This window comes from Clostridium sp. TJA032, assembly GCF_058310275.1.
The window spans coordinates 116,828-142,651 of sequence record NZ_JBZEFB010000001.1 but is presented as its reverse complement, the minus strand read 5'-3'; the positions used below and the strand labels follow the sequence as shown (position 1 = coordinate 142,651).

The window sequence follows — 25,824 nt, the reverse complement described above, 5'->3', positions numbered from 1 at the left end:
TTTACAAAAGAAAGGAGATATAGAAAATTAAAAATAAGAAAAATTTATTTTTAATTCTTCTATTTAAAAAGAATGCTAGATGTTTTAGGTTTAATATTATCTTTAATACTTATAATGTATCTTGCTTATAAAGGTTATTCTACAATTATAACAGCACCTATTGTAGCCTTAGTTACAATACTATTTATAACTGGAATTAACTCTCATTTTATGGCAACTTACACAGAAATATATATGACAGGCTTTGCTAATTTTATAAAAAACTATTTTCCACTTTTTATGACTGGAGCAATCTTTGCAAAACTAATGGAGGAAGTTGGTTATGCAAAATCTATTGCACACTTTATTACTAAAAAGCTTGGAAGAGAAAAATCAATACTAGCTGTTGTATTATCTGGTGCCCTTCTTACTTATGGAGGAGTTTCCTTATTTGTAGTTGCATTCATACTTTTCCCTATAGCTTCTACTTTATTTAGAGAAGCTGATATTCCTAAAAGACTTATCCCTGGAACCATAGCCCTTGGTGCTTTTACTTTCACTATGACAGCTATGCCAGGTTCTCCAGAAATACAAAATGTAATACCTATGAAGTATTTTGGAACAGATACCTTTGCAGCTCCTATTATAGGTCTTTTAGCAAGTGTTATTATGTTAACTTTAGGTATGTTATGGCTTACTTATAGAGCTAAAAAAGCTAAAGCTAAGGGAGAAGGATATGGAAATCATAAAGATGCTTTAGTTACTGAAAACTACGAAAATTTACCAAATATATTTAAAGCTATTTTTCCAATTTTAATAATATTTGTAGTAAATCTTTTTTTATCAAAGGTTTATTATGAAAATATAGATGGAAGTTATTTAAAGGATTTTAATACAACTTTAAGTAACGTATCTGGAACTTGGAGTGTAATAATAGCAATTGTTTTAGCTGATTTATTCTTAATTGTAACAAACTTTAAAAAAATCAAAAATTTAAAAAAGGTTTTAGATAAGGGAGTTACAAATTCCTTTAAACCTCTACTAAACTCAAGTGCTATAGTAGGTTATGGAAGTGTAATAAAATCTTTATCAGTTTTTACTCTTGTTCAAAGTGCTATATTTGGACTTTCCTCAAACCCTATTATTTCTGAGGCGTTATCTGTTAATTTAATATGTGGTCTTACAGCCTCTGCTTCAGGAGGTCTTGGAATATCTTTAGATGCTCTATCTCAAACTTATTTGCAGATGAGTCAATCTTTAAATATTTCCCCTGAAATTCTTCACAGAATAGCCTCTTTATCCTCTGGTGGATTAGATACTCTACCTCATAATGGTGCAGTAATAACAACTTTGGCAATTTGTAGCTTAACTCACAAAGAAGCTTATAAAGATATGCTTGTTACCTCTGTACTTATACCTATATTTACAACAGTTGTAATTGTATTGTTAGTTTCTTTAAGATTTTCATTTTAAAATAAAAAAGGCTGTAGTTTAAAACTACAGCCTATAACAATTCAAAATTATCTTCTATTTTGTTGTTGTTTCTTAGCTCTTCTACAAGCCATACATCTTGTTGGCTCATTATCGAATCCTTTTTCTTTGTAGAATTCTTGCTCTCCTACTGAAAATACGAATTCGCTTCCACAATCTCTACATGTTATTATTTTATCTGACATAAACATTCCTCCTGAAATTAAAGATTCTAAATCGATATAATAATCCCTAATTTACGAGAAACTATTTACCTAAATGAAACTTTTTTTGTTAGCTTTTTGCTACCCTCTTATATTAACACACTATTAACATATTAGCAACTTATATTTAAAATTTATTTTTTAAAAGATTTTATTTAAATTAATTTAAATAAAAGTAACCTAATAAAAGCTTTAATAAAAATAAAAAAAATACTATACTTATAAAAGAATACTTATTCATTTATTAAAAATAAGGAGTTTATGTATGAATAAAAAAGATATACTTGAATTAAAAAAGCGTCTTAAAAAAGACCATTGCACCTTTACAAAAATGTGCGGTTGTTATGTAAATGGTGAAAAAAATATTATTTTAAACTTTAAAGAAACCTTTCTTAATCTAGATGAAGATGAATATTTTAAATATCTAGAAATAGCAAAAAAAGTTCTATCTGGTACTATAGGTAACAATATATTAGAACTTACCTTTCCTTTAAATGAGTATCTTGTCAATGAAAAACAAGTATCTCTTATGAATTTAAAAAATAGTAAATTAAAAGATGATGAACTTCTTAATGATTTTTATAGATTAATTATTGATAACTATGATTATACAGGAAATTTTCTAATACTCCTTTTCCATGATGCTTATGATGTAATAACTAAAACTAAGGATAATATTAAAATAGATGAATCTGAAGAGGTTTATGAATATATTTTATGTGCTATATGTCCTGTTTCTTTATCAGAACCTGGTCTTAGATATTTTGAAGAAGAAAATGAAATAAAATCTAGAATAAGAGATTGGGTAGTTGAAAATCCTTCTACAGGTTTTGTTTTCCCTGCTTTTACAGACCGTAGTTCAGATGTAAATTCTCTTATGTATTATACTAAAAATCCTAAAGATATACATGAGGAAGTTATGGAAAATATATTAGGATGCACTCCTAGACAAAGTGCAACTTTACAAAAACTAGCTTTTAAAGATATTATAAAATATTCCTTCCCTGATGAAGAAGAAGGGGAAAAAGCCTTTATGGAAGTACAAGAAAACTTACAAAACATGATAGAAGAACATAATTCTATGTATGAAGATATTTTAGAGAAAGAACCTATGTCCTTAGGAGATAAGGATATTCAAACCATACTTATAGAAAGCGATATTCCTGAAAATATTAAAGAAGAAATCGAAAAATCTTATATTGATAATTTTAAGGAGGATATTCCTTTAGCTGAAAGCTTAATAGATAAAAAAACTTTAAAATTAAAAGAACAAATAAGAAAAGAAGAACATCTTGAAAAACAGGTAAAGGTATTAAAGGATAAGCTTGAAGAAGTTAGTAAGGAAGCTGAAATTTTAAAAGAAGAAGAGGATGAGAATAATATAGATTTAGAAAAGGATTATGATATTATCCTTAAAGTAAAGCCAGAAAAAGTTCAAGAAATCAGTTCTCAAATAATAGAAGGTAAGAAATGCTTAGTAATACCTATAAATGAAAATGAACAAACAAAGGTAAATGATTTAGAAGATTTAATTTAAGTGAAGGGCTATAGGAAAATTTAACTTCCTATAGCTCTTTTTTTAAATATATTTTAACAAAATATTTAGCTTGTCTATCCTTTTTAGGAAGAAAAAAGCTATATTGAACAAAAATTAAAGCCTCTTTATTCTTGTTTAAATTAATATTCATAGATATTATATAATCTTCTATCTCTTTTAAACTTCCATAAAAATTTGTTACATAAAAAACTCCTTGAATATTTTTCAAGATAGGCTTTTCCTTATATTCTATCTTTTTTAAAAATTCCTTTATATAATAATTCTCTCTTATAAATATAAATTCATCCTCTTCTATAGAAAATCTTCCTTTATCTATTTTATAAAAATATAATTGTCTTTCCTCTTTTAGTTTTAATAATTCTAAATTTTTATTTTTCTTTAAAATACTTTCTATCTTTATTCCATAAACCTTAAAACTTGTTTTCACTTCTTTTATTTTCTTAAAGTCATATGTATTTTCAAAATTTTTAACCCTTTCTATTACTTTTTCACTATTATCTAAAGAACTTTTTAAATTTTTTAATTCTATTATTTTGTCATCTATTATTTTCTTTTGTGTCTCTATTAAATCAGAATAGGCTTTTAAATCTTCCTTTTCTATAACTCTTTTTATTTCCTTTAAACTAACTCCTAAATATTTTACCCCTAAAATTAAGGCTAATTGTTCTAAATCTCTAGTATTATAAAACCTATAATTATTTTCTTTATTAACTTCAGCTTTTAAAAGTCCTATTTTATCATAATACCTTAAGGTATCTTTACTTATATTAAAAAGCTTTGCCACTTCTCCTATAGATAGTTTCATAAATTCACCCTCTCTTTTAAAAGATTATATAAATATAATATATCATGTCTTGACATTAGAGTTACTCAATACTTTATACTTACTTTTTGAATAATATATTTTAAAATAAAAAAAGGATTGATAATATATGGATAATTTAATTTTTAGAGATTTAAAAAAAGAAGACCTTACTTATTTAGAAAACTTAACTTCTGAAACTTTTTGCTTTGATAAATTCATACATAATGAAATTCTTTTAAAAGAAATAGTAAAATCTTACTTAAAAGAAACACTTAAGGAAAGCTCTTATGCTAAGGTAGTTTGTAAAGATTCAAAGGTTTTAGGATTTATCTTATGTAAATCTGATAATGATAAAAAAAGCTTTGAAGAATTATATTCCTTAAAAGAAAAGAACTCTTTAGAAGACCTACCAGTAAAAGATGAAAATGACTTTCTTGAAATTGAAGAATTTATAAAAATAAAAGAAGGTTACTTAAGTCTTTTAAAAGACAAAGAAAATTTATTTGATAGTTCTATAAATTTATTTGTTATTTCTAAGGAAGCTAGAGGCTTAGGACTAGGAAAAAAATTATTAAAAGATGCACTTTCTTATTTAAAATCCAAAGATTCTTCTTCCCTTTATCTTTTTACAGATAGCAGATGTAACTATGGATTTTATGATAGTCAAGGATTTAATTGTTTATGCAAAGCAACTTTACACATAAAAACCATAAATTCTGACTTAGAAATATTTCTTTATTCTTATAAATATTAAAAAAATAAAACCTTTCTTAAAATTTAAGAAAGGTTTTATTTTATTCACTATAGTATTTAACCTTATTTACTACTCCCTCCTTATTAAGAACTAACACATAGCCATAATATGAAATTTCATAAATATCTTTATTTTCTGGTAAAGTATACTTTCTTCCAATTAATATATTTCTAGTATTATCTTCTCCTAAAACTTCTTCTAAAACAACCTCTGGTCCTTCTTCTTTAATATTTTTTAATTTATCTTCAATAGTTTCTATATTTTCTCCTATTATATTAATATCACCATATCTCACTATATCTTCATTTATTGTAGCCTCTTTTACACCAACCTCATTATTATCAAACTTAACTATTATATTACCAAAATCATAAGTATTATCTCCTAAGTACTTAAAAACACCACTATTAAATTTTTCCTTTGCACTAAAAACATTTAAATTTTTAAAGCTACTTTCATCTCTTATATCTAAAAATTTACCTTCTAAAAATCTTTTTTCATCATAATCATAAATATTTTTAGGGAAATTAATTTTTAAATCTTCGTATTTACTACTATCTTTCATTAAAAAGAAATTTATAGGCTCATAAAACTTTATAGTAGAATTTTTTAAAGTTGAACTAGAATTTGCAATTAATAAATTTCCTTCTCTATAAGCTAATATTTCTTGATTTGAATAGAAAAAATAAGGCATTATTACAAAACCTAAAATTAAAATAAAGCTTACAAAAAAAGATAAGGATATAGTAATAGCCTTAAAAAAACTTCCTACTTTTTTCTCCTTACAAATAAACTTAATTATTATAATGTTTCCTAAGAAAACTATTAAAAATTTACATAAAAGCATTAAATTATCTAGATTTTCTCTAAACTCAATTCCATTTTTCATTAAAACTCTTTTAGATATTATGTAAAAAATATAAATTACAACATTCAAAAGAAAAAACAGAACTAAAAAGTTCATTTTTTTGTTTTTCATAAAATTATCCCCCTTTTAAAAATAAAATGAAAAAATATGCCCCCTTATATTATAATATATGTAAAAGCTAAAGAAAATCTTTAAAAATTTTAAACTCTTGGAGGAATTATTATGAAATATGAACTTATAATATTTGATGCTGATGAAACATTATTTGACTTTGAAAAATCTGAAAAAGAAGCTTTTAAATTAGCTATGAATGAATTTAACATAAACTATAATGAAAACTATCACTTAAAAATATATAAAAAGATTAATTCAAGCCTTTGGAAAGATTTCGAAAATGGTCTTATTACTCAAAAATCTCTTAAAATAGAACGCTTTAAAAGACTTTTTAATAAGCTAAATTTAAATATTGATGCAAATGCTTTTTCAAATTCTTACACAAAATATTTATCTTCCGCTTCATTTTTATTTGATGATTCTCTTAACCTTATAGAAAATTTAAAAGATTTTTATAAACTTGCTATAATAACAAATGGATTAAAAATTGTGCAAGAGAAAAGAATAAAAAAATCTGAAATTGCAAAATACTTTGAAGCTATAGTAATTTCTGAAGAAATACTAATTTCAAAGCCTGATAAAAAAATATTTGACTATACATTAAAAGAAATGAATTTTAATGAAAAAAATAAAGTCTTAATGGTTGGAGATAGTTTAAATTCTGATATTCAAGGAGGAATAAATGCAGGATTAGATACCTGTTGGTATAACCCTAAAAAAATAGAAAATAAAAAAAATATAAAACCTACCTATGAAATAAATACTCTTAAAGAATTAGAAAACTTACTGATTAAATAAAATAATAGCTAGTTTTATTTAAAATAAAACTAGCTATTATTTTACTATGTACTTAAATTATAATTCCATTAAAATGGTCTATTTCATGTTGTATTATCTCTGCAATAAATCCCTTAAAAATTTCTCTATGCTTATTAAAGTCTTTATCAAAATATTCAACTTCTATAATTTCATATCTTAAGGTTTTTCTAAGACCTTCTAAAGATAAGCAACTTTCTTCTACCTCATAAGGCTTTTCACTCTTTAATATAACAGGATTAATCATAGGTACTATTAAATTTCCTAAAGCAAAAACAAGTATTCTTTTTCTAACACCTATCATATTAGCAGCCATTCCAACACAGTTTTCTAAATTTGCTCTTAAAGTATCTGTTAAGTCATAAACAACTTGAATATCCTCTTTTGTAGCCTCCTCTGACTTTTGACTTAAAAATAAAACATCTTTAACTATTTTTTTAACCATACTATCTCCTTTTATAATTAACATAATTTACTTTAACTTACTTAAAATATAACTTTAATAAACAAATATGTAAATATGTTAATTAATATTTAATATATTAATAAAAAATGGTAAAATAAATAATATGAATTGAAATGGGATTAAAAGGAGTGACTTTATGAGTTTTTGTTGCAAAGATTTATTTCAACTTAAATATTTTTCAAAGGCAAAATTAATTGCTGGTAAAAATGGTTTAGATAACCAAATTTCTTTGCCCTATGTAAGGACAACAGAATCTATTTCAAATTGGCTTTATGGGGGAGAACTTCTCTTTGTTATTTATAAAGATAGTAATGAAAATATATCTTTATTAATTGAAGAATGCATACAAAAAAAACTAGCTGGAATTGTTATTTTAATTGATGAAAAAAATATAAGTCAAATTACTGAAGATATGATAAATAGAGCTAATAACAAATCACTTCCCTTATTTATAATGCCTTGGGATATAAAATTAATTGATATAATTCAAGAAATATTCCTAAAAATAGAACAAAAAAGAGAGGAAGCTAAAAACGGAAAGCACTTTCTTGAATCTCTTCTTTTTTCACAAGACCAAATAAATGATAATATAAGTGTATTAGCAGAATTTTATAATATAAAATTAAGACCTTTCCATTATATTAGCATATTAAAAATGAGAAATTCCTCAAAATCACCTTATGATATAAGCTCTCTTAGTAAAAATATCTCTAGTTCCTTAGAAGATATTTTAAAAGGAAATAACTACACCTTAATTCATATGGAATATGCAAATTACATATTAAGCTTAGTTTTTAGCAATGACTATGAAGATGCTAAAAAATCTATGGAATATATTGAATCTGGATTTAAGCTTATGTCATCAAAATACTCTGGTAATGTAGAAATGAACCTAAGTTTTAGTCGCATAAGAGAAAGTGAAGAAAATATTAAGGCAAGCTATAAAGAAGCTTTTAAAGCACTTTCTATGATTGATATGTATGATAACGATTCAAAGGTAATTAAATATAATGAACTTGGAATTTTAAGACTTTTTATTGAACTTTCTGAAATAAAAGATGTTCATCAGTATTGTTATGAAAATATAGGACCAATTTTAGAATATGATAAAAGTCATGGAATGAATCTTTTAGAAACCTTAAAATGCTACTTTAAAAATAATAGGCATCTTTTAAAAACTTCTCAAGAATTATTTATTCATAGAAATACTCTCTTATATAGATTATCTACAATTAAAAACCTTCTCAAGAGAGATTTAGATGATGCTATGACTGACCTTGAGCTATTTAATAGCATACTTATTTTTGAATTTTTAAATCTACAAAACAAGCTATAAATTATAGTTTTAAAATGGACTATATAAAAATAAATTTTATTTTTATATAGTCCATTCTTTTTCATTTGTTAAGAAATTATATTAATTTGCAATTGATTTTTTCACTTCTAAATTAGCATTTTTAGCTTTTGGTTTTTCTTTAGCAAAGGATAAAATTAATACTCCTGCAAAAATTAAAGCACATGCAATTATTTTCATAGGTGTTATTTTTTCTCCTAAAAGTATTGCTCCAAATACAACGCTAGTTATAGGTTCAAAAGTACTTATAACAGCGGCTTCACTAGCCCCTATATATTTAATACCAACTTGTAATAAAGATAAAGCTACTACTGTACAAAGGAAAGCAAATACTGCTGATAAAATCCATGCTTTAGGTGTTAAATTAGTTAAAACAAGTTCCTTTGTAATTATGCCATAGATAAACATTCCTATACTAGATGCTACTGCAACATAAAATGTTATCTTAAAAGGTGGTTCACTTTTTAAACCACTCTTATCCATAAAGATAATATAAAAGGCATAAAACATTCCTGAAGCTACAGCTAATATAAGGCCTAATACAGCACTTTTACCAACGGATTCTGATGTTAAGGCAGTTAGGAAAAAACATCCTATTCCTGACATAGCAACAATCAAAGCAAATACTTTTTGTTTGCTTAATTTTTCATGGAAGAAAATAACACAACCTAAAGTTACAAAGATTGGATAAGTAAAATGTATTGGAGTAACTATTCCAACATCTATACAAGCAAATGCCATATTTAACATTAAAGTTGTGATTGCATTTCCTACAAATCCAAGTATTATAAGGTCTCTAAGTTGTTTTTTTGTTACTCTCAAATCTATTTTTAATAGTAAAATTATTACTAATAAAAATGGCAAACTTAAAAAATTTCTTAAAAAGGTCAAGGTTACTGGATTGCTTCCTTCAAGTCCATAGGTCATTGGTCCTAAGGTAAAGGCAAAACCAAAGGTAATTGAAGATAGCATTGTTAAAATAATTCCTTTTAATTTCATAGTATCCCCTACTTCTTTTTTAAAATTTATCAAATACTAATTTAATATTAATTAAAAGCTTTGTCAATTATTTTGATAATGTTTGGAATAACATCATCTACCATTATTTTTCCTCTTTCTGCTGAAGAAGATTTAGCTGAGGCAAGTATTCCTGTTTCTGGAACAATATCCTTTTCAATTGGGTATCTATAATAAGTTGCTGGACTTGCATTTTCTGTATCCATTATTTTATCTTCTCTAACAAGTTCTGGTGCAAAATACATCATTAATGAAGTTTCTGTAACAGCAGCATGTTCTAAAGCCCAACCTGGGAATGGTACTTCATCAAAAACTTTATCAATTACATCAGGAGACATTGGATCCCACCAGTTAGTAAGAAGTAATTTTACTTTATCTCCGTATTTAGCTGAACATAAGTCCATAGCTTCTACTATAAATGCTTCGTTTTCAAAATGAGCACTTAATATAAATATTTTTGTAAATCCATCACGTACAAATTCATCTATAATATCCATTACTAAAGCTTGTAATGTAGCTCCATTTAAATCTATAGTTCCTGGGAATAATGGTCCACCACCACTTAATGGTTTTGATTTATATCCATATGATAAAGCTGGTGCAACAACCCCATTTATTTTTTCAGCAATTCTATAAGCAAACCCCTTTGCTATTACAGTATCTACACAAGTTGGAAGATGTGGTCCATGTTGTTCTGTAGATCCTATTGGTAAGATGATTACATCATCTTTTTTCTTCGCAAATTCTCTCCATGTCATGTTTTCCATTTTTACATTTTCGTACATAATAAAATCCCCTTTTCTTGTCTTAATATTCAGCTCATCTTAGTTTATCAATTGATTTTTAGCTAGAATATTCACTTAAATCCTTTACAATAAAAAATTTATTAAATACCTAGCTAAAAATCAAAGCTTCTTAAAATATAGCTTCTAGCTGAAAATTCTTTAAATGAATTTTGCTATGTTCTCAGTATACAATGAGTAAAATTTTGTTACAATGTACTAAAAATACAAAACTCTTTACCAAAATATGTTCTTTATGTGCACAGTAATATTAAGCTATTATTGTATATTTAATACAATGACTATAGAAATCTTTCATGCTAAACTTTCTTTATTGACAACTTAAATTACTAAAAGCAATTATAAAATTTTAATTTTTTCTTTAATAATATAAGTTAATTTTTTTAGTAAAATACCAAAACTGAAGGGAGAAATTTTAAATGAAAACTATTTTATTTAAAAATGCTAGATTAAAAGGAAAAGAAACACCAGTAGATTTATTTGTAGAAAATGGTGTATATAAAGAAATAGGACCAAATCTTTCTGAAAAATATAAAGATGTAGAAAGTTATGACTTAAAAGGAGACCTTGTTGTTCCTCCTTATGTTGACCCACATATACATTTAGATTATGTATACACAGCTCGTATGCCTGGCGCAAATAATGGAACAGGAACTCTTTTTGAAGGAATTCAAAGATGGTCTGAAACTAAAGGTAATATGACAATAGATGAGATTAAAGAGCGTGCAAGAATAGCTCTTAAAAAAGAAATTCTATATGGAACACAATATATGAGAACACATGTTGATGTAACTGACCCTAAATTTACTGGATTAAAAGCTATTATGGAATTAAAAGAAGAATATAAAGATATTATAGATATACAAATTATTGCCTTCCCTCAAGAAGGAATGTACTCCTATAAAGGTGGAGATGAATTAGTAGAAGAAGCCTTAAAAATGGGTGCTGATGTAGTTGGTGCTATTCCTCACTTTGAATTCACAAGAGAAATGGGAGAAAAATCTGTTAAGAAAACTATAGAACTTGCTTTAAAATATAATAAATTAATAGATGTTCATTGTGATGAAACTGATGATGACCAATCAAGATTTGTTGAATTATTAGCAGCAGAAGCTTACTTAAACGGAATAGGAGAACTTACAACTGCAAGTCATGCTTGTGCTATGGGTTCTTACAACAATGCTTATGCCTTTAAATTATTTAAACTTTTAAAATTATCAAAAATGAATTTCATATCATGCCCAACAGAAAATATTCATTTACAAGGAAGATATGATACTTATCCAAAAAGAAGAGGTCTTACAAGAGTTAAAGAATTAAATGATGCTGGAATTAATGTTTGCTTTGCACAAGATTCTATCTCAGACCCATGGTATCCTTTAGGAAATGGTAATTTAATGAATATACTAGATGCTGGTATTCATATATGTCATATGATGTCTGTAGACGAAATAAATAATGCCTTAGATTTAATAACAGTAAATGGTGCTAAAACTCTTCATATTCAAGATAAATATGGTATAGAAGTTGGAAAAGATGCTAACTTTATAGTTTTAAATGCAAAAAATGAATTTGATGCAATTCTTGAAAGAGTTGGAGTTAACTGCTCTGTAAGAAAAGGAGATTTCTTATTTAAGAGAGAACCTGAAGTAATAGATACAAAAATAACTTTATTAAGATAATTTAATTTTAAAGATTACAAATATATTAAAAGTAAAATAGATTAAAACCTACAAATCTATTATCTTAAAATATATTTGTAATCTTTATGATTTTTAACTTAATTAATATTTTCATTAGCATACTTAAAACCTTTTAATTTATTAAAAATAGTCCTACTTTATCCTCTTCTTTTTCCTTGTTTAATCCTTCAAAGTATACTCCATAAAAAATTATCCACCTATAAATTTAATTAAAAATTTTAAAAAAACAATTTCTATTTTATTTCTTTTATGATTTAAATTCCCTATTTTATAAGCTTTCACAAAAAATTAATTTAAATTTAATTGACATTTTTTCTGTTTTATTGCATAAATAAAATTTAAATAAACTTATATGATAAAATTCTAATATTTAATATTAATTTTAATAAAACTTTATTTGAAGAAAGTATCAATTTATACATATTTAACTACAAATACTTTGTTAAAATAGTATATAATATTAGTAATACTTAGCGTATTAATTAAGTTTAAATTCTTATCACATCAAGATTCTATGTAAAAAACAAAAAGACAAAAAAAATTACAAAAAAATAAGAACTATAGAAAGGATTTATTAATTATGATTTTTACTTTTTTATCCAATTTAGTACATATTATAAACTTACTAACTATTTTTTACATGATTTTTAAAGAAAATCGTTCTTCAAAAAGTATAATATCTTGGACATTAGTATTAATTATATTACCTTACGTAGGTTTTATTCTATTTTTAATATTAGGTAGAAAAGTTAATACTAAAGATATTTTTATAATGAAAAAATCTGAACTTAAGCTTTTCAATAAATACATTAAAAGCTTAAAAGGTACAAAATCTGTAAAAGAAGATTTAAAAAATTACAAGCATTACGATACTATAAAAGCTATTGAAAGCATGGAATATTCTCCTTATAGAGAAGATGTAGAAACTAAAGTTTTTTTTGATGGTAAAGAATTATTTGATGATATGATAGAGAGCTTAAAAGCAGCTAAGAAAAGTATAAATATAGAATTTTACATATTTAAAACTGATGACTTAGGTAGAAAAATTCTAAATATACTTGAAGAAAAAGCAAAAGAAGGTTTAGAAGTTAGACTTCTTTACGATTCTGTAGGAAGTAGATCTACTAACAGAAAAAAATTAAAATCAGCTATAGATGCTGGAGTTAAAGTTGGAGAATTCTTCCCTTCAATGCTTAAATTTATAAACCTAAACATGAACTTTAGAAATCACCGTAAAATAGTAGTTATAGATGGTAAAGTAGGTTATGTTGGTGGATTTAACGTAGGAGATGAATATTTAGGAAAAGACCCTAAATTTGGTTATTGGAGAGATACTCACATAAAATTCATCGGTGATTCAGTAAGAGATTTAAATTTAAGATTTTTAGCTGACTGGAGATATGCAACTAAGGAAGATTTAGATTTAAGCCACTTAATAGATTACAAAAATGAAGAAACACCATCAAAAAGAGTTGATTACTCAAAATGTGGTATGCAAATAATATCTAGTGGACCAAACCCTAATAACTTCTATGAAATAAAACTTTCTTATTTAGAGCTTATACAAAAGGCAAAGAAATATATTTATATACAATCCCCTTACTTAATATTAGATAATAGTATAGCTGATAGTTTAAAACTTGCTTCTATATCAGGTGTTGATGTAAGAATAATGATACCTGGTAAGGGAGACCATCCTTTTGTTTATTGGGCTAACTTAAAATATGCAGGAGAATTATTAAACTTTGGTGTTAAAATATATCACTATGACAAAGATTCCTTCCTTCACTCTAAAGCTTTAGTTATTGATGATGAGGTTTGTTCTATAGGTACAGCTAATATGGATACTAGAAGTTTTGAATTAAACTTTGAGGTAATCGGTATGCTATACTCTGATGAAATAGCTAAACTTCAACGTAAAGCGTTTGAAAAGGACATGCTTGTTTCTGTAGAATTAACTAAGGATGAATATGTAAATAGAGGTAACTTAGTTAAATTTAAAGAATCTTTCTCAAGACTATTCTCTGCATTACTTTAATAAAAAAACTCCCTTATATAAAGGGAGTTTTTTTATTTATTAAAATATTATTTTACTTGCACAAATACCTGTAGCTACATTTCTATTTCTTAATCCTATAGTTGAAATTTTCATATAAAATTTTCCTACAGCATCACTTAAACATTTTTTATCTTTATAATTTCTAAGAGATAATAATCTTAATTTTTCTGCTAAGCTCATAATCTCCTCTTGAAAATCCTTTCCATTTTCTAAGGAATCTTTAAAAGAAACTAGAATCTCTCTTTCTTCCTTTGAAGTTTCCTTGTTTAATATTAAATCATAAACAATTCTAAGTATATTTTCCTTATTGTCTTTAGTTAATTTCTCCAAAATAATACCCCCTAAATACTTATTATTACTTTTATTTAATTTATTTCTATTAAATACACACTTTAATTTTAACATTAATTTAATATTTTTTAAAATTTATATTTATTAGTCAAAGAAAAAATAAGCCATAATATTTATTATGGCTTATTTCTATTTATTTTTATTCATTTGATTTTAAAGCATCAATCATATTAACCTTCTTTAACTTAATATGCATAAGTATCATAACTATTACTGTGAAGAATATAGTTATTAAGGCTGCTGCTACATAACTTATAAAGCTTACATTAGGATACATCATCATAGCATCTGATTCTGCTGTATTTAATATAAAGGCATGTAATAACTTACCTAAAACAGAACCTGCTAGTATTCCTAGAATTGTTAATATTATATTTTCTCTTAAGATATACATAGTAACCTCATTATCAAAGAATCCAAGAACCTTTATAGTACATAACTCTCTTATACGCTCTGAAACATTTATATTATTTAAGTTATATAAAACTACAAAGGCTAATGCACCTGCTGATAATATTATTACTAAAAGTACTACATTCATATTAGCAGCTGACTCCTTAGTTGTTTTTTCCATTTGAGAAGTCATAGTTACATTTACTACATCCTTACAGCTCATAAGTTTTGAAGAAATATCTTCATTTGACATTTCACTTTCATTAAAGTTAACAAAGTCTGTATTGTAAATTAAATTCTTTCCAAAGACTTTTTCATAATAAGAAGGAGACATATACATTGAATGCATAAGATAATTTTCTGCTACATTACTTACAACAACCTCATAAGATTTATCATTTTCATCCTTAAAGGTAATTGTATCTCCCCTAGAAGCACCTAAAAGCTTTGCTAATTTTTCACTTATTATAACCCCTTCATCAGAAATCTCATAAGTTTCTCCTGATTTTCTATCATTTAAAACTACAAAGTTTCCTATTTCTTCTTTATTTTCTGGAACATAAAGAGTAACTGTTTGTTTATTCATACCCTCTTTTTCAAAAATCATAGCTTCTTGATGCATTCTTAAATTATTCTCATATCCTGAAATAGAATTTAAAGTTTCATTGTAATTTTTTAATTCTTCCTCAGTAGGTTGCTTTCCAAACACAACCATAGTTTCATACTTCCATAATTTCTCAAACTGCTTATTAGTCATAATATTATTTGAATCCTTAAGACCAAAACCAGTAACTAAAAGTGCCATAGAACCAGCAATACCAAATATAGTCATAAACATACGCTGTTTATATCTAAATATATTTCTAAAAGTTACCTTCTGATTAAAGTTTAATCTCTTCCAAAGAGGAGTAATTCTTTCTAAGAATATTTTCTTTCCTAACTTTGGCGCCTTTGCTCTCATTAAATCAGAAGGTTTATTTTTTAACTCAACTCTTACTACAAATAAAGCTGCTCCAACAGTACAAAGTAGTGATATAACTAAAGCTTGTACAATATAAGAAATATAATAGTGAAGTTCTATTTTTGGAAGGAAATATAAACTAGCATAAGAATCATTTATTATTTGAGGAACTATATTTACTCCCACTAATATACCTAATATACATCCAAATATACTTGCTAAAGCTGCATATATTAAGAATTTTAAAGATATTTCAAAGTTTCCATATCCTAAAGCCTTCATAGTTCCTATTTCTATTCTCTTTTCTTCAACCATTCTTGTCATAGTTGTTAAACAAATTAATACGGCTACTATAAAGAAGAATACTGGTAAAACAGCTGCTATACTATCTAAGCTTTTTATGGAATCCTCATATCCTAAATATCCTGGATTGTCAGTTCTATCAAAGATAAAGTAATTACATTCTTCTAAACTGCTTAAAGCTTCTTTTTCTTTATCTTGAACTTCCTTTTTTCCTTCTTCTAATTTTGTTTTATTTTCATCTATTAAATTTTGTCCTTCTTGTAATTTATCTTTAGCAGAATTTAATTCTCCTTGAACCTTTGAAAACTCTGCTTCTGCCTTACTTTTTCCTTCTTGTAAAGATTTTTTTCCTTTGTTTAATTCCTCAAGGCCTAAATTTAATTTATTTTCTGCCTCAGAAAGTTTACTTTTACCTAAATTAACTATTTCTAAATTCTTTTCATATTCTTTTACTCCAAGGTTATATTTATTAACTTTAGAAACTAAAAGACTTGCTTTTGAAATATTATTTTTAACTACGCTCTTTTCATTATTTAAAGAAGATAAAATATTTAAGGCAATCTCTTTATTACTAGGTTCCTTTTCTAGAGAATCTAATAACTTAGTAACTTCGTTTAATCCTAGGCTATTAGCTGTATTTTTCCAATTTATAATCTTATCCTTAGGTATTTCTTCTCCCTCTGAAATATTGTTAACAGTAGAATCTATGTCCTTATAAAAATTTTCAACTCCCTTAGATAAATTATTTAAACTTTCTAAGTTGCTATTTAATTTACTTAAATCCTCAGATGGATTAATTCCCAATTTTAAAAATTCTTCTTTTCCTTTATCAAGTACAGCTTTTAAAGATGTTAACTTTTCTTCTCCCTCTGCTATATTTGCTTTTTGTTTATTAATCTCATCTTTTCCTAAGTTTAACTGTTCTTCTCCCTTTAGAATTTTATCTTCAGCATTGCTAATACCATTTTCAAATTCTAACTTTTTATTGTTAAATTCTTCTTTACCCTCTTGTAATTTTATTTTTCCTTCTTGTAATTCTTTTTCTTTATCTAAAATTAATTGTTCACTTTCTTTTAACTCATTATAAGGATTTTTAAATTCCTCTTTTACTTCATTTTTTACCTCATCAATTCTTTCTATCTCTCTGTTAGAATATAAATTTTCAAGATATTCATTATTTTCTTCCATTAAATTTTCATACTCAGTTCCATAAGCATTAAGCCCTCTAACATTCTTAAACCTTACATAAACTTCAGTAAAAAATTTCATATTGATATCATCTTTATTTATAACAGCAAAATAATCTACAGTTCCTTTTCCTACAGTACTTGTCCCTCTAGATTCTCTTTCAATATACATAGGACTTCTTACCATACCAACTATTTTAAATTTATTACCTTTAAAATTTTTCATGGTATCTTCATCAGTATCTAAAACAAATTCATCACCAATTTTTAAATCCTTATTTAATTTGAAAGCTTTCTCATCTAAGGCTATTTCTCCACTATTTTCTGGAGCCTTTCCTTCTAAAATAATTAAATTATTTATATTACTATCTTTATCATACTCCATAAATCTAACTAAATTATTTCTATTAGTTAAATTTACATCTATACTACGAGTACCATAATAATCTAAAATATTAGGGTCATTTTTAAGTATATCTAAATCTTTTTCACTTAATCCTAAAGTTGAAACAATCTTACTATCCATAAGATTATTATCACTATAAAATTTATTTATAGTGTTATTCATATCAGGACCTGAAGATTTTATTCCAGAATAAAAAGCAACTCCTAAAAATATTATTACCATTATAGAAAAGAACCTAGCTTTTGAAGATAATATCTCTCTTACTATGGATTTTTTATAAGCCTTCATAAAATCTTCTCACTCCTACCATTCTATATCTTCAACTGAAATTGGTTTTTCATTAATTTCAATGCTTCTAACCTTTGCATCATTAATTTTAATAACCTTATCTGCCATTGGTGCTATAGCTGAGTTATGAGTTATTATAATTACAGTAGTGCCCATCTTTCTACAAGTATCTTGAAGAATTTTTAAAATTTGTTTTCCTGTACTATAATCTAAAGCACCAGTTGGCTCATCACAAAGTAAAATCTTAGGATTTTTTGCAATAGCTCTAGCTATAGAAACTCTTTGCTGTTCTCCTCCTGATAATTGTGCTGGAAAGTTATCTTTTCTATGAGAAAGGCCAACTAAATCTAAAGTTTTATCTACATCTAAAGCATTTTTTGAAATTTGAGTGGCTAGTTCTACATTTTCTCTAGCTGTTAAATTTTGAACTAGATTGTAAAATTGAAATACAAATCCCACATCATATCTTCTGTATTTAGTAAGTTCTCTACTTGAAAATTTTGATATATCTGTTCCATCAACTATTATTTTTCCTTCATCACAATTATCCATACCACCTAAAATATTAAGTGTTGTTGATTTTCCCGCTCCACTTGGTCCTAAAATAACAACAAACTCACCCTTTTCAATGGAAAAGTTAATACCATTATTTGCAACAACCACATTTTCTCCAACTTTATATCTTTTATAAACGTTTATAAGATCTATATAAGCCATAATATATTCCCCCTAATAATCCATAAAAAATTAACTTTATACTAAAAGTTATTAAATAGACACAATGTTCAATTAAATTTATAATAAATAGTATAAATTACTAAAAGTTTCTATACAATAATCACATAAATTCTTAACGTTATAAAATAGACATTTAATAGTAATTTGTTTATTTTATGACACTTAAGAGTAAATTATCTAAAATAATTTTTAAGTTAAATTTACTTTAAAATTAAAATAAGTAAATGGTGGGAGGAAATATTAAAATGACTGGTATAAGTGGAAATAGAAGAACTCTTTATACAAAAAAAGTTATTAAAGAGAGTTTGATTGAATTACTTAAAACTCGTGAAATTCATAAAGTTACCGTAACAGATATTTGTAAAATGGCTGATATTAATAGAGGTACCTTTTACACTCATTACAAAGATGCTTTTGACTTATTTCAATCTATGGAAGATGAATTATTTTATCAAATATTAAAATATATAAAAGAAATTCCAGTAAAGGATTATAATAGTCTACTTCTTCTTAAGGTTCTTGAATTAATAAAAGAAAATAAAGAATTATGTAAAGTATTGTTTTGTAATCAAAGAGATAACAGTATATTAAATAGAATTTTAGATATAGCAAATCAAATAGATGTTATGAAACTTTTTAATAATTACAACTTAATAGATAAAAATCTTGCAAACTACTATCTTAGATATTCTATAGGTGGTTGTCTTTCAATTATTGAAACTTGGTTAGAAAATGACCTTCCTGAATCTCCTAAAGAACTTGTTATGATAATAAATAATATAAATAAATTAAATAGTTAAATAAAATAAAAAGACTATAGAAAACTATAGTCTTTTTATTTCACTTTTTAGATATTATTTATTGCGTCTAAAAATTCCTTTGACATTTCATTTATTACATCTTCAGCTTGTGGATATATTCCAAGATTATCTAAAAAAGCATGGTTAACTCCTTCATATCTTATTATCTTTGTTTTTACCTTAGCTTCTTTAAGAAGTTTTCCATAAATCTCTCCTTGAATTCTTAAATAATCATATTCAGAAACTGCAATTAAAGCCCTTTTAGATTTTGATAAATCTCTATTAAATATAGGAGAAATATCCTCTCTTTTTAAATCTATATCTTTTTGTATATAAAGTTTATCTATTAAGCCTTCACAATTCTTAAGTGATAATATAAACTCATCTACTAATTTTTCATCATATTCATTATTATAGTAACCTTTGCTCCAAGTAAAGAATGGATTTTCATAAACAAAACTTACTAAAGGATATATAAGACCTTGAAATTTTAAGTTATCATTTTCATTAGCTAAGATAGCAGCAAAATTTGCTCCAGCACTTTCTCCTAAAACTCCAATTTTATCTTTGTCTATATTATATCTAAAAAAATTATCCTCAATATAATTAATAACTTTTCTGCAATCATTTAATCCCTTAGGATATGGCTTTTCTGGTGCTAAGGCATAGTCTACACTTATTACTATGCTATTTGTTTTTTCAGCTAAGAGCTTACAAGGATTTTCTGAAACCTCTAAACTTCCTCCTATAAAAGCTCCACCATGCATATAAACTATACAAGGATTTAATTTACCTTTTAATAAATCCTTTTTATAAACCCTACAATTTACTCCATCTATAACTTCTTCTTTAGATAAAATCTTACTTCTACAAAGATTTACATTTAATAATCCCATATTTTCACGCATATTTCCAATAGCTTCACCCTTAAATACATAAGGATTATTTTTCTTTTCAGGTCTTTTGTGTTCATGAAAATATTTAATTCTTCTATCTATTCTTGTTCCTTCTACAGGGTCTGGTATTCCCTTAATCAAAATTTCATTTCCCTTTTCATTGATAATTTTTGAGTTCTCATTCATACTTTTTATTAACTCCTCTTGACTTTTATAATCAAGTTCAAAAGGTTTTAACATATTAACTAAATAAGAAATCTCTATATTATCTAAAATATAATTTTCTAATTCTTCCTTGTCTTCTATGACTAAATCTTTATTTTCTTTAATAAATTTATCTATATCTATATATCCATCTAAAAACTTACTATTTCTAATCCAAGAATTAACCTCCCTAACTAAATTATATAACTTTTCTTCTTTATTTAAATTTGGTATAGTTGTAAAAACTATTCTTGCCTTATTTTTATGTGATATCTCAATTTTTTTAATTAAAGAATCTATTATATCCTCTATAGACTTTAGGAAATTATTTTCTAAATAAAATAAATCTTTAATACTTCCTAAAACTAAAACTAAATTACCCTTATTTCTCTTAAATACTTCTCTCTCAAATCTTTTACATATAACTCTTTCAAAATTTATAGTTACCTCTGAATTATATGACTTATAATACTTTTGTACCTTTCTTAAAATACCAGAAGATAAAATGAAATTTTTATCAAGTTCTCTTCCCCAAAGTACTAAATTTCTTGGGCCATTTTCTGTGTTAATTTCACACTTAACAACTTCAACTAAAGAATATTTCTCAGAAATCTCCCTATTGAAAACCTTTAAATCTTTAACCATAAAACCTCATATCCTCTCTTTTCATAAATTATTCTTTAAAAACATATTTAAAAAGAATATTTATTTTTTATTTAACCTTTTGTAACCCTCTCTACTTTAAGTATAATAAAAAACTGTATTAAAACCAATTATAAAAGCAAAATTTTTTAAAATTACCTTTATATGTTTATAATACAGTTTAATTTAAATTTATTTTATTTTAAGATAAGCTAAAGTTCCAACTATACACCAAACTAATAAAGCTATTAAAGATTCCTTAGAAAGTGAAGCTGGAGAAAATGGTAAAAGCAATAAAAGTATAAATATTATGCTTATTATTACTCCTAATATTGATAAAATTTTTGTTTTTTTATTATTACTATTTTTTAAAACTATAAATGAAACATAAAAATATGCAACTGATGCTCCTAAGGAAGACATATCAACAATCCAAGTTATTGCTTGTCGTCCAAACCAAGGTGCTATTAAACTAACTATAGTTATAAAAATTATTGCATTTCCAAAAACTCCATTTTTATTTACTTCTCCTATTTTTTTTGGTAACATTTCATAATTTCCTATAGAACCTAGTAATTTAGAACTACAAATCATAAAGCCATTTATTCCGCTCCAAACAGCAGCAGTTAAAGCTATTATAAGTAAAAAGAAAGCTCCCTTACCTAAAGTGTTAAAAACAGCACTTCCAGCTGCCCATTCTAAAGAAATAGCCTCCCTAGGAGAGTAAGCTAAAGCTGTTATAATATTTAATAAATTATAAATTAAGGCACCAATTACAAGGGAAATAATAGCTACCTTAGAGGCTTTCTTCTTAGAAAAATTTAATTCTTTACTTAATTGAGGAATAGCATCAAAACCAATAAAAGCAAAGGGAGTTATAGCAAAAACCTTAATTACTTCATTTATATTAAAGGAATAATTTGTAATATAATTATGAAAAAATTTATTTTTATCTCCTTTAATTATCATTCCTACTAAAACAATGAAAATCATTAATATTAAACTAAAAATTATTAAATTTTGCACCTTACTGGTTTTCTTTATCCCCTTTAAATTTAAAAAAGCAAAGATAAATATTATTATACTTGATGTTAAAATTTCTCCTAAATAAATATTATGCCCTGCTACATTATATAAATATCCAAATTCTAATACATTTCCAAATATTTTTTTAATTACAAGTGGAAAGGCAGTTGCATTTAATGGAATCATAGTAAAATAAGCTAAAGTTAAAAACCATCCAACAATAAAGCCATGCTTCTTTCCTAAGTTATTATAGGTAAAAGAAAACTCTCCTCCTTCTTCATTGCTACTTTTCATCATTATTAAATAATTTTTTTCAATAATTATAATACAAAGTACCCCTAAGAAAAGACCTAAAAATGTATTTATTACCCCAGATTCTTTCAAAAACTTAGTACCAGGTAACATAAAGGAACCCCAACCTATAATAGCCCCTAAAACTATAGAAAATATATCTATCTTGTTTAATTTTATTTCCTTCATTATTTATTCCTTTCGCCTAATAAAAAAAGCTATAATCAGTTTTATTTTAACCAATTATAGCTTTTTAACTAATTTATAAAATTTATTTTCCCTTAGTATTTAAAGAACAAGCTTTCTTTGGTGAAACTCTTTTATAAACTATATTACCTACAACTCCACCTATAACTAAGAATAATAAGAATATCCATCCAGATAAAGAGAAGTTAGCAATTGGTGTATAAAGAGCTCCTACATTACATCCATTAGATAATCTTGTTCCAAATCCCATGGCAAAACCTCCAATAGAATATAATAATCCTTCTTTAAAACTTATTTTTAATCCTGCTTTAAAAGTTTGTGCAAATTTTCCTGCTAAAAGTAATGCAATTAAAGTTCCTAAGATTATACCAAAGTTTTGTACATTAGTTCCATTTGAGAAAAATGGTGCAGTAAACATTTCAATTGGTTTTCCTGAAAAACTTGCAACTTTTTCAGGTGAAATTCCAAAGGCTACAAGAATTCTACCAAACCAGAATCCAAATGGAGTAGATGCACCCCATCCTGCTTTTGTTACTCCCATTAATAATATAAATAAAGAACCTATTACTAAAGCACCTGTATAAAGAGTCCATGGTCTAACAAATAATTTTTCATATGTATTTTCACTAAATAATTTGAATTTACCTTTTTCTTCATGTTTTTGTTCTTGAACAATCTCTGAATTAACTCCAGTATAAGTATTATTCGCTTTTCTTCTATCCTCATATAATTTTGCTATCCATATTACTAAACAAGCTAAAACAATAGTAACTATTATTGCACCTAAATAACCATCTAAACCATCCCACTTAAATAAGTCTGGTAAAAATACTCCATTTTTAAAAGTTTCTGTAGATATAACAGTATCTTTTACCCAAGATGCTGAATTTTGAACTGGGAATCCTAAATATACTCCCATTCCAAAGAAAAATAAAGTTACAAAAGCACGTGGTAGAGCAGTTATAACATCTGTTAAAACTCCTGAAGCACAACAACTAGCAAAGGCCATACCAAAACCAAATAGTAATCCACCTAATATAAGCCCTAAATTAATTGGATTAATCCATAAATCATATTCTGTAGGGTCTTGACCTATAAAGAAACAAACACTTACAATAGCAGTTCCTGCAAATAATATCATTAATGTTCTCATTAATTTTGTAGAACCAGTTCTATAACTTCTATTTACTCCTCCTGCAAAGCCAAAAAATGATCTTGTAAGTGCATATCCAAGTCCTAATCCTATAAGCAGTCTAAAAAATAACATTGAACTGCTAAGATTCATCTTACCTATTACTATTATTAATAATAATAAGACAAAACCTACAATGTATTCCGTGTATTTTTTCACCTAAAATCCCCCTTATAAATTGGTAATTAAAATTATAATATATTTTTACTATGGTGCCTTAATAAAATTAAAACACCATAGATTATTTTTAGTTAAAATTGTATTCTGTAACTATAGGCTCTCTATTTTTAGATTTATCATTATAATATTCATAAAAGCTTATTCCCATAAACCCTCCTGACACATTATAAACATTTTTAAAACCTAAATGTTGTAATGCTAGACATGCATTATAACTTCTTTGAGCACTTCTACAATGTAAATAAACAGGTCTATCCTTTGGTATTTCATCTAATCTATCTCTTATTTCACTTAAAGGAATATTTTTAGCTCCCTTTATATGCCCAGCTTTATATTCATTTACTTCTCTTACATCTATTATAAACTCTTTATTGTTAACCAAAGCTCTAACATCTTGAACATAAACCTGTTTAAAAGCTCCTTCTAAAAGATTTGAAGCAACTAAAGCAGCATGATTTACAACATCCTTAGCTGTTCCAAAAGGAGGTGCATAGCAAAGTTCTAAATCTTTTAAATCCTCTACTGTTCCTCCCATTTTTATTAAGGTAGCTATTATATCAACTCTTTTATCTACATTTCCTTTTCCTATTCCCTGTGCACCTAAAATTCTACCAGTTGGAACTTCAAATATAAGCTTAAAGTGCAATGGCTTACTATCTTTCATTAATCCTACCTTATCTTGTGGTATAACTCTTACAACCTCATAATTTAAGCTTAAATTCATAGCCTTTATTTGACCTTCTGTAAGCCCTGTAGATGCTCCATTATAATCAAAAATTTTAATACAAGAGGAACCTATATATCCACTATTTCTAGATGTTCTTCCATGTATATGGTCTGCTACTGCCCTAGCTTGTTTTTGAGCAGGTCCTGCTAAAGGTAATTTAAAAGTTGAATTTGTCAATGCATTATAAACTTCTACAGCATCCCCCACAGCATATATATCACTATCATTAGTTAAATAATTTTGATTTACCTTTATAGCTCCTGTTTCACCAATTTCTAAACCAGCTTCCTTAGCTAATTCAGTTTCTGGCATAACACCAATAGCCATAACAATAGCCTCAGAATTTATCTTTTTACCTGATTTTAAAACAACACTTCCATTTTCAAAGGAGCTTACTTTATCTCCAACTATTAAATTTACACCCTTATCATACATTTCTTTATGAAAAATTTGAACCATATCATAATCAAAAGGTTTCATTATTTGTTCCATAGCTTCTATTAATGTTACATTATATCCAGCTTCCTGTAAATTTTCTGCTACCTCAACGCCTATAAATCCTCCTCCAATTACAGATACATTCTTTATATTATTATCTTTTATAAATGATTTCAACCTTGCAATATCTACAACATTTCTAACAGTAAATAAATTAACATCTTCAATACCTTCTATATTTGGCACTATAGCCTTAGCCCCTGGTGAAAGAACTAATTTATCATAACTTTCAGTATATTCATTGCCATTTACTACATTTCTTACCTTTACTCTTTTATTATTTCTATCTATTGATACTACCTCAGTATAAACTCTTGCATCTATTCTATATTGCTTATAAAATTTTTCAGGTGTCATAAGAACTAAATCTTCATGATTTTCAATCTCTCCACTTAAATAATAAGGAAGGCAACAATTTGAAAAAGAAACATGAGGGCCTCTTTCAAACATTATAATTTCATTTTTTTCATCTAACCTTCTAAGTCTTGCTGCTGTTGAAGCACCACCTGCTACTCCTCCAACAATAACTATTTTTTTACCCATT

21 protein-coding genes are annotated in these 25,824 nt (G+C 25.9%); 8 read left to right on the top strand and 13 right to left on the bottom strand.

Annotated elements, in window-relative coordinates:
* Positions 1-72: 72 nt before the first annotated feature.
* Positions 73-1,452, top strand: coding sequence for a GntP family permease (locus tag AC4FRL_RS00640; protein ID WP_491138027.1), 1,380 nt, complete (start codon positions 73-75; stop codon positions 1,450-1,452).
* A 47-nt stretch (positions 1,453-1,499) separates the two neighbouring features.
* Here the strand turns inward: AC4FRL_RS00640 and AC4FRL_RS00635 are convergent, their stop codons facing one another.
* Positions 1,500-1,655, bottom strand: a complete 156-nt coding sequence (locus tag AC4FRL_RS00635; RefSeq protein WP_491138026.1) for a zinc-ribbon domain-containing protein — start codon at positions 1,653-1,655, stop codon at positions 1,500-1,502.
* Between the two features lie 283 nt (positions 1,656-1,938).
* On the opposite strand from AC4FRL_RS00635, the gene AC4FRL_RS00630 reads away from it, so the two are divergent.
* Positions 1,939-3,210, top strand: a complete 1,272-nt coding sequence (locus AC4FRL_RS00630; protein ID WP_491138024.1) for a DUF4317 domain-containing protein — start codon at positions 1,939-1,941, stop codon at positions 3,208-3,210.
* A gap of 28 nt (positions 3,211-3,238) precedes the next feature.
* Here AC4FRL_RS00630 and AC4FRL_RS00625 read toward each other — a convergent pair whose 3' ends face one another.
* On the bottom strand, positions 3,239-4,036 hold the full coding sequence (locus AC4FRL_RS00625; RefSeq protein WP_491138023.1) for a MerR family transcriptional regulator: 798 nt from the start codon (positions 4,034-4,036) through the stop codon (positions 3,239-3,241).
* Between the two features lie 127 nt (positions 4,037-4,163).
* Between AC4FRL_RS00625 and AC4FRL_RS00620 the strand changes: the two genes are divergently transcribed.
* The gene (locus AC4FRL_RS00620; protein ID WP_491138022.1) at positions 4,164-4,790 is read left to right on the top strand and encodes a GNAT family N-acetyltransferase; all 627 of its coding nucleotides are present in this window, start codon (positions 4,164-4,166) and stop codon (positions 4,788-4,790) included.
* 40 nt (positions 4,791-4,830) lie between these two features.
* On the opposite strand, the gene AC4FRL_RS00615 is transcribed toward AC4FRL_RS00620, so the two are convergent.
* Entirely contained in the window at positions 4,831-5,769 is a 939-nt protein-coding gene (locus AC4FRL_RS00615; RefSeq protein WP_491138020.1) for a hypothetical protein, read from the bottom strand.
* Between the two features lie 111 nt (positions 5,770-5,880).
* On the opposite strand from AC4FRL_RS00615, the gene AC4FRL_RS00610 reads away from it, so the two are divergent.
* Positions 5,881-6,570, top strand: a complete 690-nt coding sequence (locus tag AC4FRL_RS00610; protein ID WP_491138019.1) for a YjjG family noncanonical pyrimidine nucleotidase — start codon at positions 5,881-5,883, stop codon at positions 6,568-6,570.
* 52 nt (positions 6,571-6,622) lie between these two features.
* On the opposite strand, the gene AC4FRL_RS00605 is transcribed toward AC4FRL_RS00610, so the two are convergent.
* Positions 6,623-7,033 carry a peptide deformylase gene (locus AC4FRL_RS00605; protein ID WP_491138018.1) on the bottom strand — a complete coding sequence of 137 codons (411 nt, stop codon included), beginning with the start codon at positions 7,031-7,033 and terminating at the stop codon, positions 6,623-6,625.
* 157 nt (positions 7,034-7,190) lie between these two features.
* On the opposite strand from AC4FRL_RS00605, the gene AC4FRL_RS00600 reads away from it, so the two are divergent.
* Positions 7,191-8,390, top strand: coding sequence for a PucR family transcriptional regulator (locus AC4FRL_RS00600; RefSeq protein ID WP_491138017.1), 1,200 nt, complete (start codon positions 7,191-7,193; stop codon positions 8,388-8,390).
* A gap of 81 nt (positions 8,391-8,471) precedes the next feature.
* Here the strand turns inward: AC4FRL_RS00600 and AC4FRL_RS00595 are convergent, their stop codons facing one another.
* Together AC4FRL_RS00595 and AC4FRL_RS00590 are read right to left on the bottom strand one after the other, a co-directional pair.
* A complete protein-coding gene (locus AC4FRL_RS00595; protein ID WP_491138016.1) occupies positions 8,472-9,407 on the bottom strand; it encodes a DMT family transporter in 936 nt (311 codons plus the stop codon).
* A 47-nt stretch (positions 9,408-9,454) separates the two neighbouring features.
* Entirely contained in the window at positions 9,455-10,210 is a 756-nt protein-coding gene (locus tag AC4FRL_RS00590; RefSeq protein WP_491138015.1) for a creatininase, read from the bottom strand.
* 437 nt (positions 10,211-10,647) lie between these two features.
* Here AC4FRL_RS00590 and codA point away from each other — a divergent pair, with 437 nt between their 5' ends.
* A complete protein-coding gene (gene codA, locus AC4FRL_RS00585) occupies positions 10,648-11,910 on the top strand; it encodes a cytosine deaminase (RefSeq protein WP_491138014.1) in 1,263 nt (420 codons plus the stop codon).
* A 601-nt stretch (positions 11,911-12,511) separates the two neighbouring features.
* The gene (gene cls, locus AC4FRL_RS00580) at positions 12,512-13,969 is read left to right on the top strand and encodes a cardiolipin synthase (RefSeq protein ID WP_491138013.1); all 1,458 of its coding nucleotides are present in this window, start codon (positions 12,512-12,514) and stop codon (positions 13,967-13,969) included.
* A 39-nt stretch (positions 13,970-14,008) separates the two neighbouring features.
* On the opposite strand, the gene AC4FRL_RS00575 is transcribed toward cls, so the two are convergent.
* The 3 genes from AC4FRL_RS00575 to AC4FRL_RS00565 all read right to left on the bottom strand — a co-directional run bounded on the left by AC4FRL_RS00575 (position 14,009) and on the right by AC4FRL_RS00565 (position 18,596).
* Positions 14,009-14,320 (bottom strand): bacteriocin immunity family protein, encoded by a 312-nt coding sequence (locus AC4FRL_RS00575; RefSeq protein ID WP_491138011.1) that lies wholly within the window; start codon positions 14,318-14,320, stop codon positions 14,009-14,011.
* A gap of 160 nt (positions 14,321-14,480) precedes the next feature.
* Complete coding sequence (locus AC4FRL_RS00570; protein WP_491138009.1) at positions 14,481-17,879, bottom strand: FtsX-like permease family protein; 3,399 nt, start codon at positions 17,877-17,879, stop codon at positions 14,481-14,483.
* 15 nt (positions 17,880-17,894) lie between these two features.
* Complete coding sequence (locus tag AC4FRL_RS00565) at positions 17,895-18,596, bottom strand: ABC transporter ATP-binding protein (RefSeq protein WP_491138008.1); 702 nt, start codon at positions 18,594-18,596, stop codon at positions 17,895-17,897.
* 266 nt (positions 18,597-18,862) lie between these two features.
* Between AC4FRL_RS00565 and AC4FRL_RS00560 the strand changes: the two genes are divergently transcribed.
* Positions 18,863-19,417 carry a TetR/AcrR family transcriptional regulator gene (locus AC4FRL_RS00560; protein WP_491138007.1) on the top strand — a complete coding sequence of 185 codons (555 nt, stop codon included), beginning with the start codon at positions 18,863-18,865 and terminating at the stop codon, positions 19,415-19,417.
* A gap of 47 nt (positions 19,418-19,464) precedes the next feature.
* Here the strand turns inward: AC4FRL_RS00560 and AC4FRL_RS00555 are convergent, their stop codons facing one another.
* From AC4FRL_RS00555 to AC4FRL_RS00540, 4 genes are all read right to left on the bottom strand, one after another.
* Positions 19,465-21,162 (bottom strand): alpha/beta hydrolase fold domain-containing protein, encoded by a 1,698-nt coding sequence (locus AC4FRL_RS00555; protein WP_491138005.1) that lies wholly within the window; start codon positions 21,160-21,162, stop codon positions 19,465-19,467.
* A gap of 189 nt (positions 21,163-21,351) precedes the next feature.
* Positions 21,352-22,665 (bottom strand): APC family permease, encoded by a 1,314-nt coding sequence (locus AC4FRL_RS00550; protein WP_491138004.1) that lies wholly within the window; start codon positions 22,663-22,665, stop codon positions 21,352-21,354.
* A gap of 82 nt (positions 22,666-22,747) precedes the next feature.
* Positions 22,748-24,034 (bottom strand): YeeE/YedE family protein, encoded by a 1,287-nt coding sequence (locus AC4FRL_RS00545; RefSeq protein ID WP_491138003.1) that lies wholly within the window; start codon positions 24,032-24,034, stop codon positions 22,748-22,750.
* Between the two features lie 88 nt (positions 24,035-24,122).
* Complete coding sequence (locus AC4FRL_RS00540; RefSeq protein WP_491138002.1) at positions 24,123-25,823, bottom strand: FAD-dependent oxidoreductase; 1,701 nt, start codon at positions 25,821-25,823, stop codon at positions 24,123-24,125.
* Position 25,824: the final 1 nt, after the last annotated feature.

Excerpts from the sequence above, each read along its gene's own strand:
- AC4FRL_RS00640 (WP_491138027.1), top strand. The coding sequence starts at position 73 with ATGCTAGATGTTTTAGGTTTAATATTATCTTTAATACTTATAATGTAT.
- AC4FRL_RS00635 (WP_491138026.1), bottom strand. The coding sequence starts at position 1,655 with ATGTCAGATAAAATAATAACATGTAGAGATTGTGGAAGCGAATTCGTA.
- AC4FRL_RS00630 (WP_491138024.1), top strand. The coding sequence starts at position 1,939 with ATGAATAAAAAAGATATACTTGAATTAAAAAAGCGTCTTAAAAAAGAC.
- AC4FRL_RS00625 (WP_491138023.1), bottom strand. The coding sequence starts at position 4,036 with ATGAAACTATCTATAGGAGAAGTGGCAAAGCTTTTTAATATAAGTAAA.
- AC4FRL_RS00620 (WP_491138022.1), top strand. The coding sequence starts at position 4,164 with ATGGATAATTTAATTTTTAGAGATTTAAAAAAAGAAGACCTTACTTAT.
- AC4FRL_RS00615 (WP_491138020.1), bottom strand. The coding sequence starts at position 5,769 with ATGAAAAACAAAAAAATGAACTTTTTAGTTCTGTTTTTTCTTTTGAAT.
- AC4FRL_RS00610 (WP_491138019.1), top strand. The coding sequence starts at position 5,881 with ATGAAATATGAACTTATAATATTTGATGCTGATGAAACATTATTTGAC.
- AC4FRL_RS00605 (WP_491138018.1), bottom strand. The coding sequence starts at position 7,033 with ATGGTTAAAAAAATAGTTAAAGATGTTTTATTTTTAAGTCAAAAGTCA.
- AC4FRL_RS00600 (WP_491138017.1), top strand. The coding sequence starts at position 7,191 with ATGAGTTTTTGTTGCAAAGATTTATTTCAACTTAAATATTTTTCAAAG.
- AC4FRL_RS00595 (WP_491138016.1), bottom strand. The coding sequence starts at position 9,407 with ATGAAATTAAAAGGAATTATTTTAACAATGCTATCTTCAATTACCTTT.
- AC4FRL_RS00590 (WP_491138015.1), bottom strand. The coding sequence starts at position 10,210 with ATGTACGAAAATGTAAAAATGGAAAACATGACATGGAGAGAATTTGCG.
- codA (WP_491138014.1), top strand. The coding sequence starts at position 10,648 with ATGAAAACTATTTTATTTAAAAATGCTAGATTAAAAGGAAAAGAAACA.
- cls (WP_491138013.1), top strand. The coding sequence starts at position 12,512 with ATGATTTTTACTTTTTTATCCAATTTAGTACATATTATAAACTTACTA.
- AC4FRL_RS00570 (WP_491138009.1), bottom strand. The coding sequence starts at position 17,879 with ATGAAGGCTTATAAAAAATCCATAGTAAGAGAGATATTATCTTCAAAA.
- AC4FRL_RS00565 (WP_491138008.1), bottom strand. The coding sequence starts at position 18,596 with ATGGCTTATATAGATCTTATAAACGTTTATAAAAGATATAAAGTTGGA.
- AC4FRL_RS00560 (WP_491138007.1), top strand. The coding sequence starts at position 18,863 with ATGACTGGTATAAGTGGAAATAGAAGAACTCTTTATACAAAAAAAGTT.
- AC4FRL_RS00555 (WP_491138005.1), bottom strand. The coding sequence starts at position 21,162 with ATGGTTAAAGATTTAAAGGTTTTCAATAGGGAGATTTCTGAGAAATAT.
- AC4FRL_RS00550 (WP_491138004.1), bottom strand. The coding sequence starts at position 22,665 with ATGAAGGAAATAAAATTAAACAAGATAGATATATTTTCTATAGTTTTA.
- AC4FRL_RS00540 (WP_491138002.1), bottom strand. The coding sequence starts at position 25,823 with ATGGGTAAAAAAATAGTTATTGTTGGAGGAGTAGCAGGTGGTGCTTCA.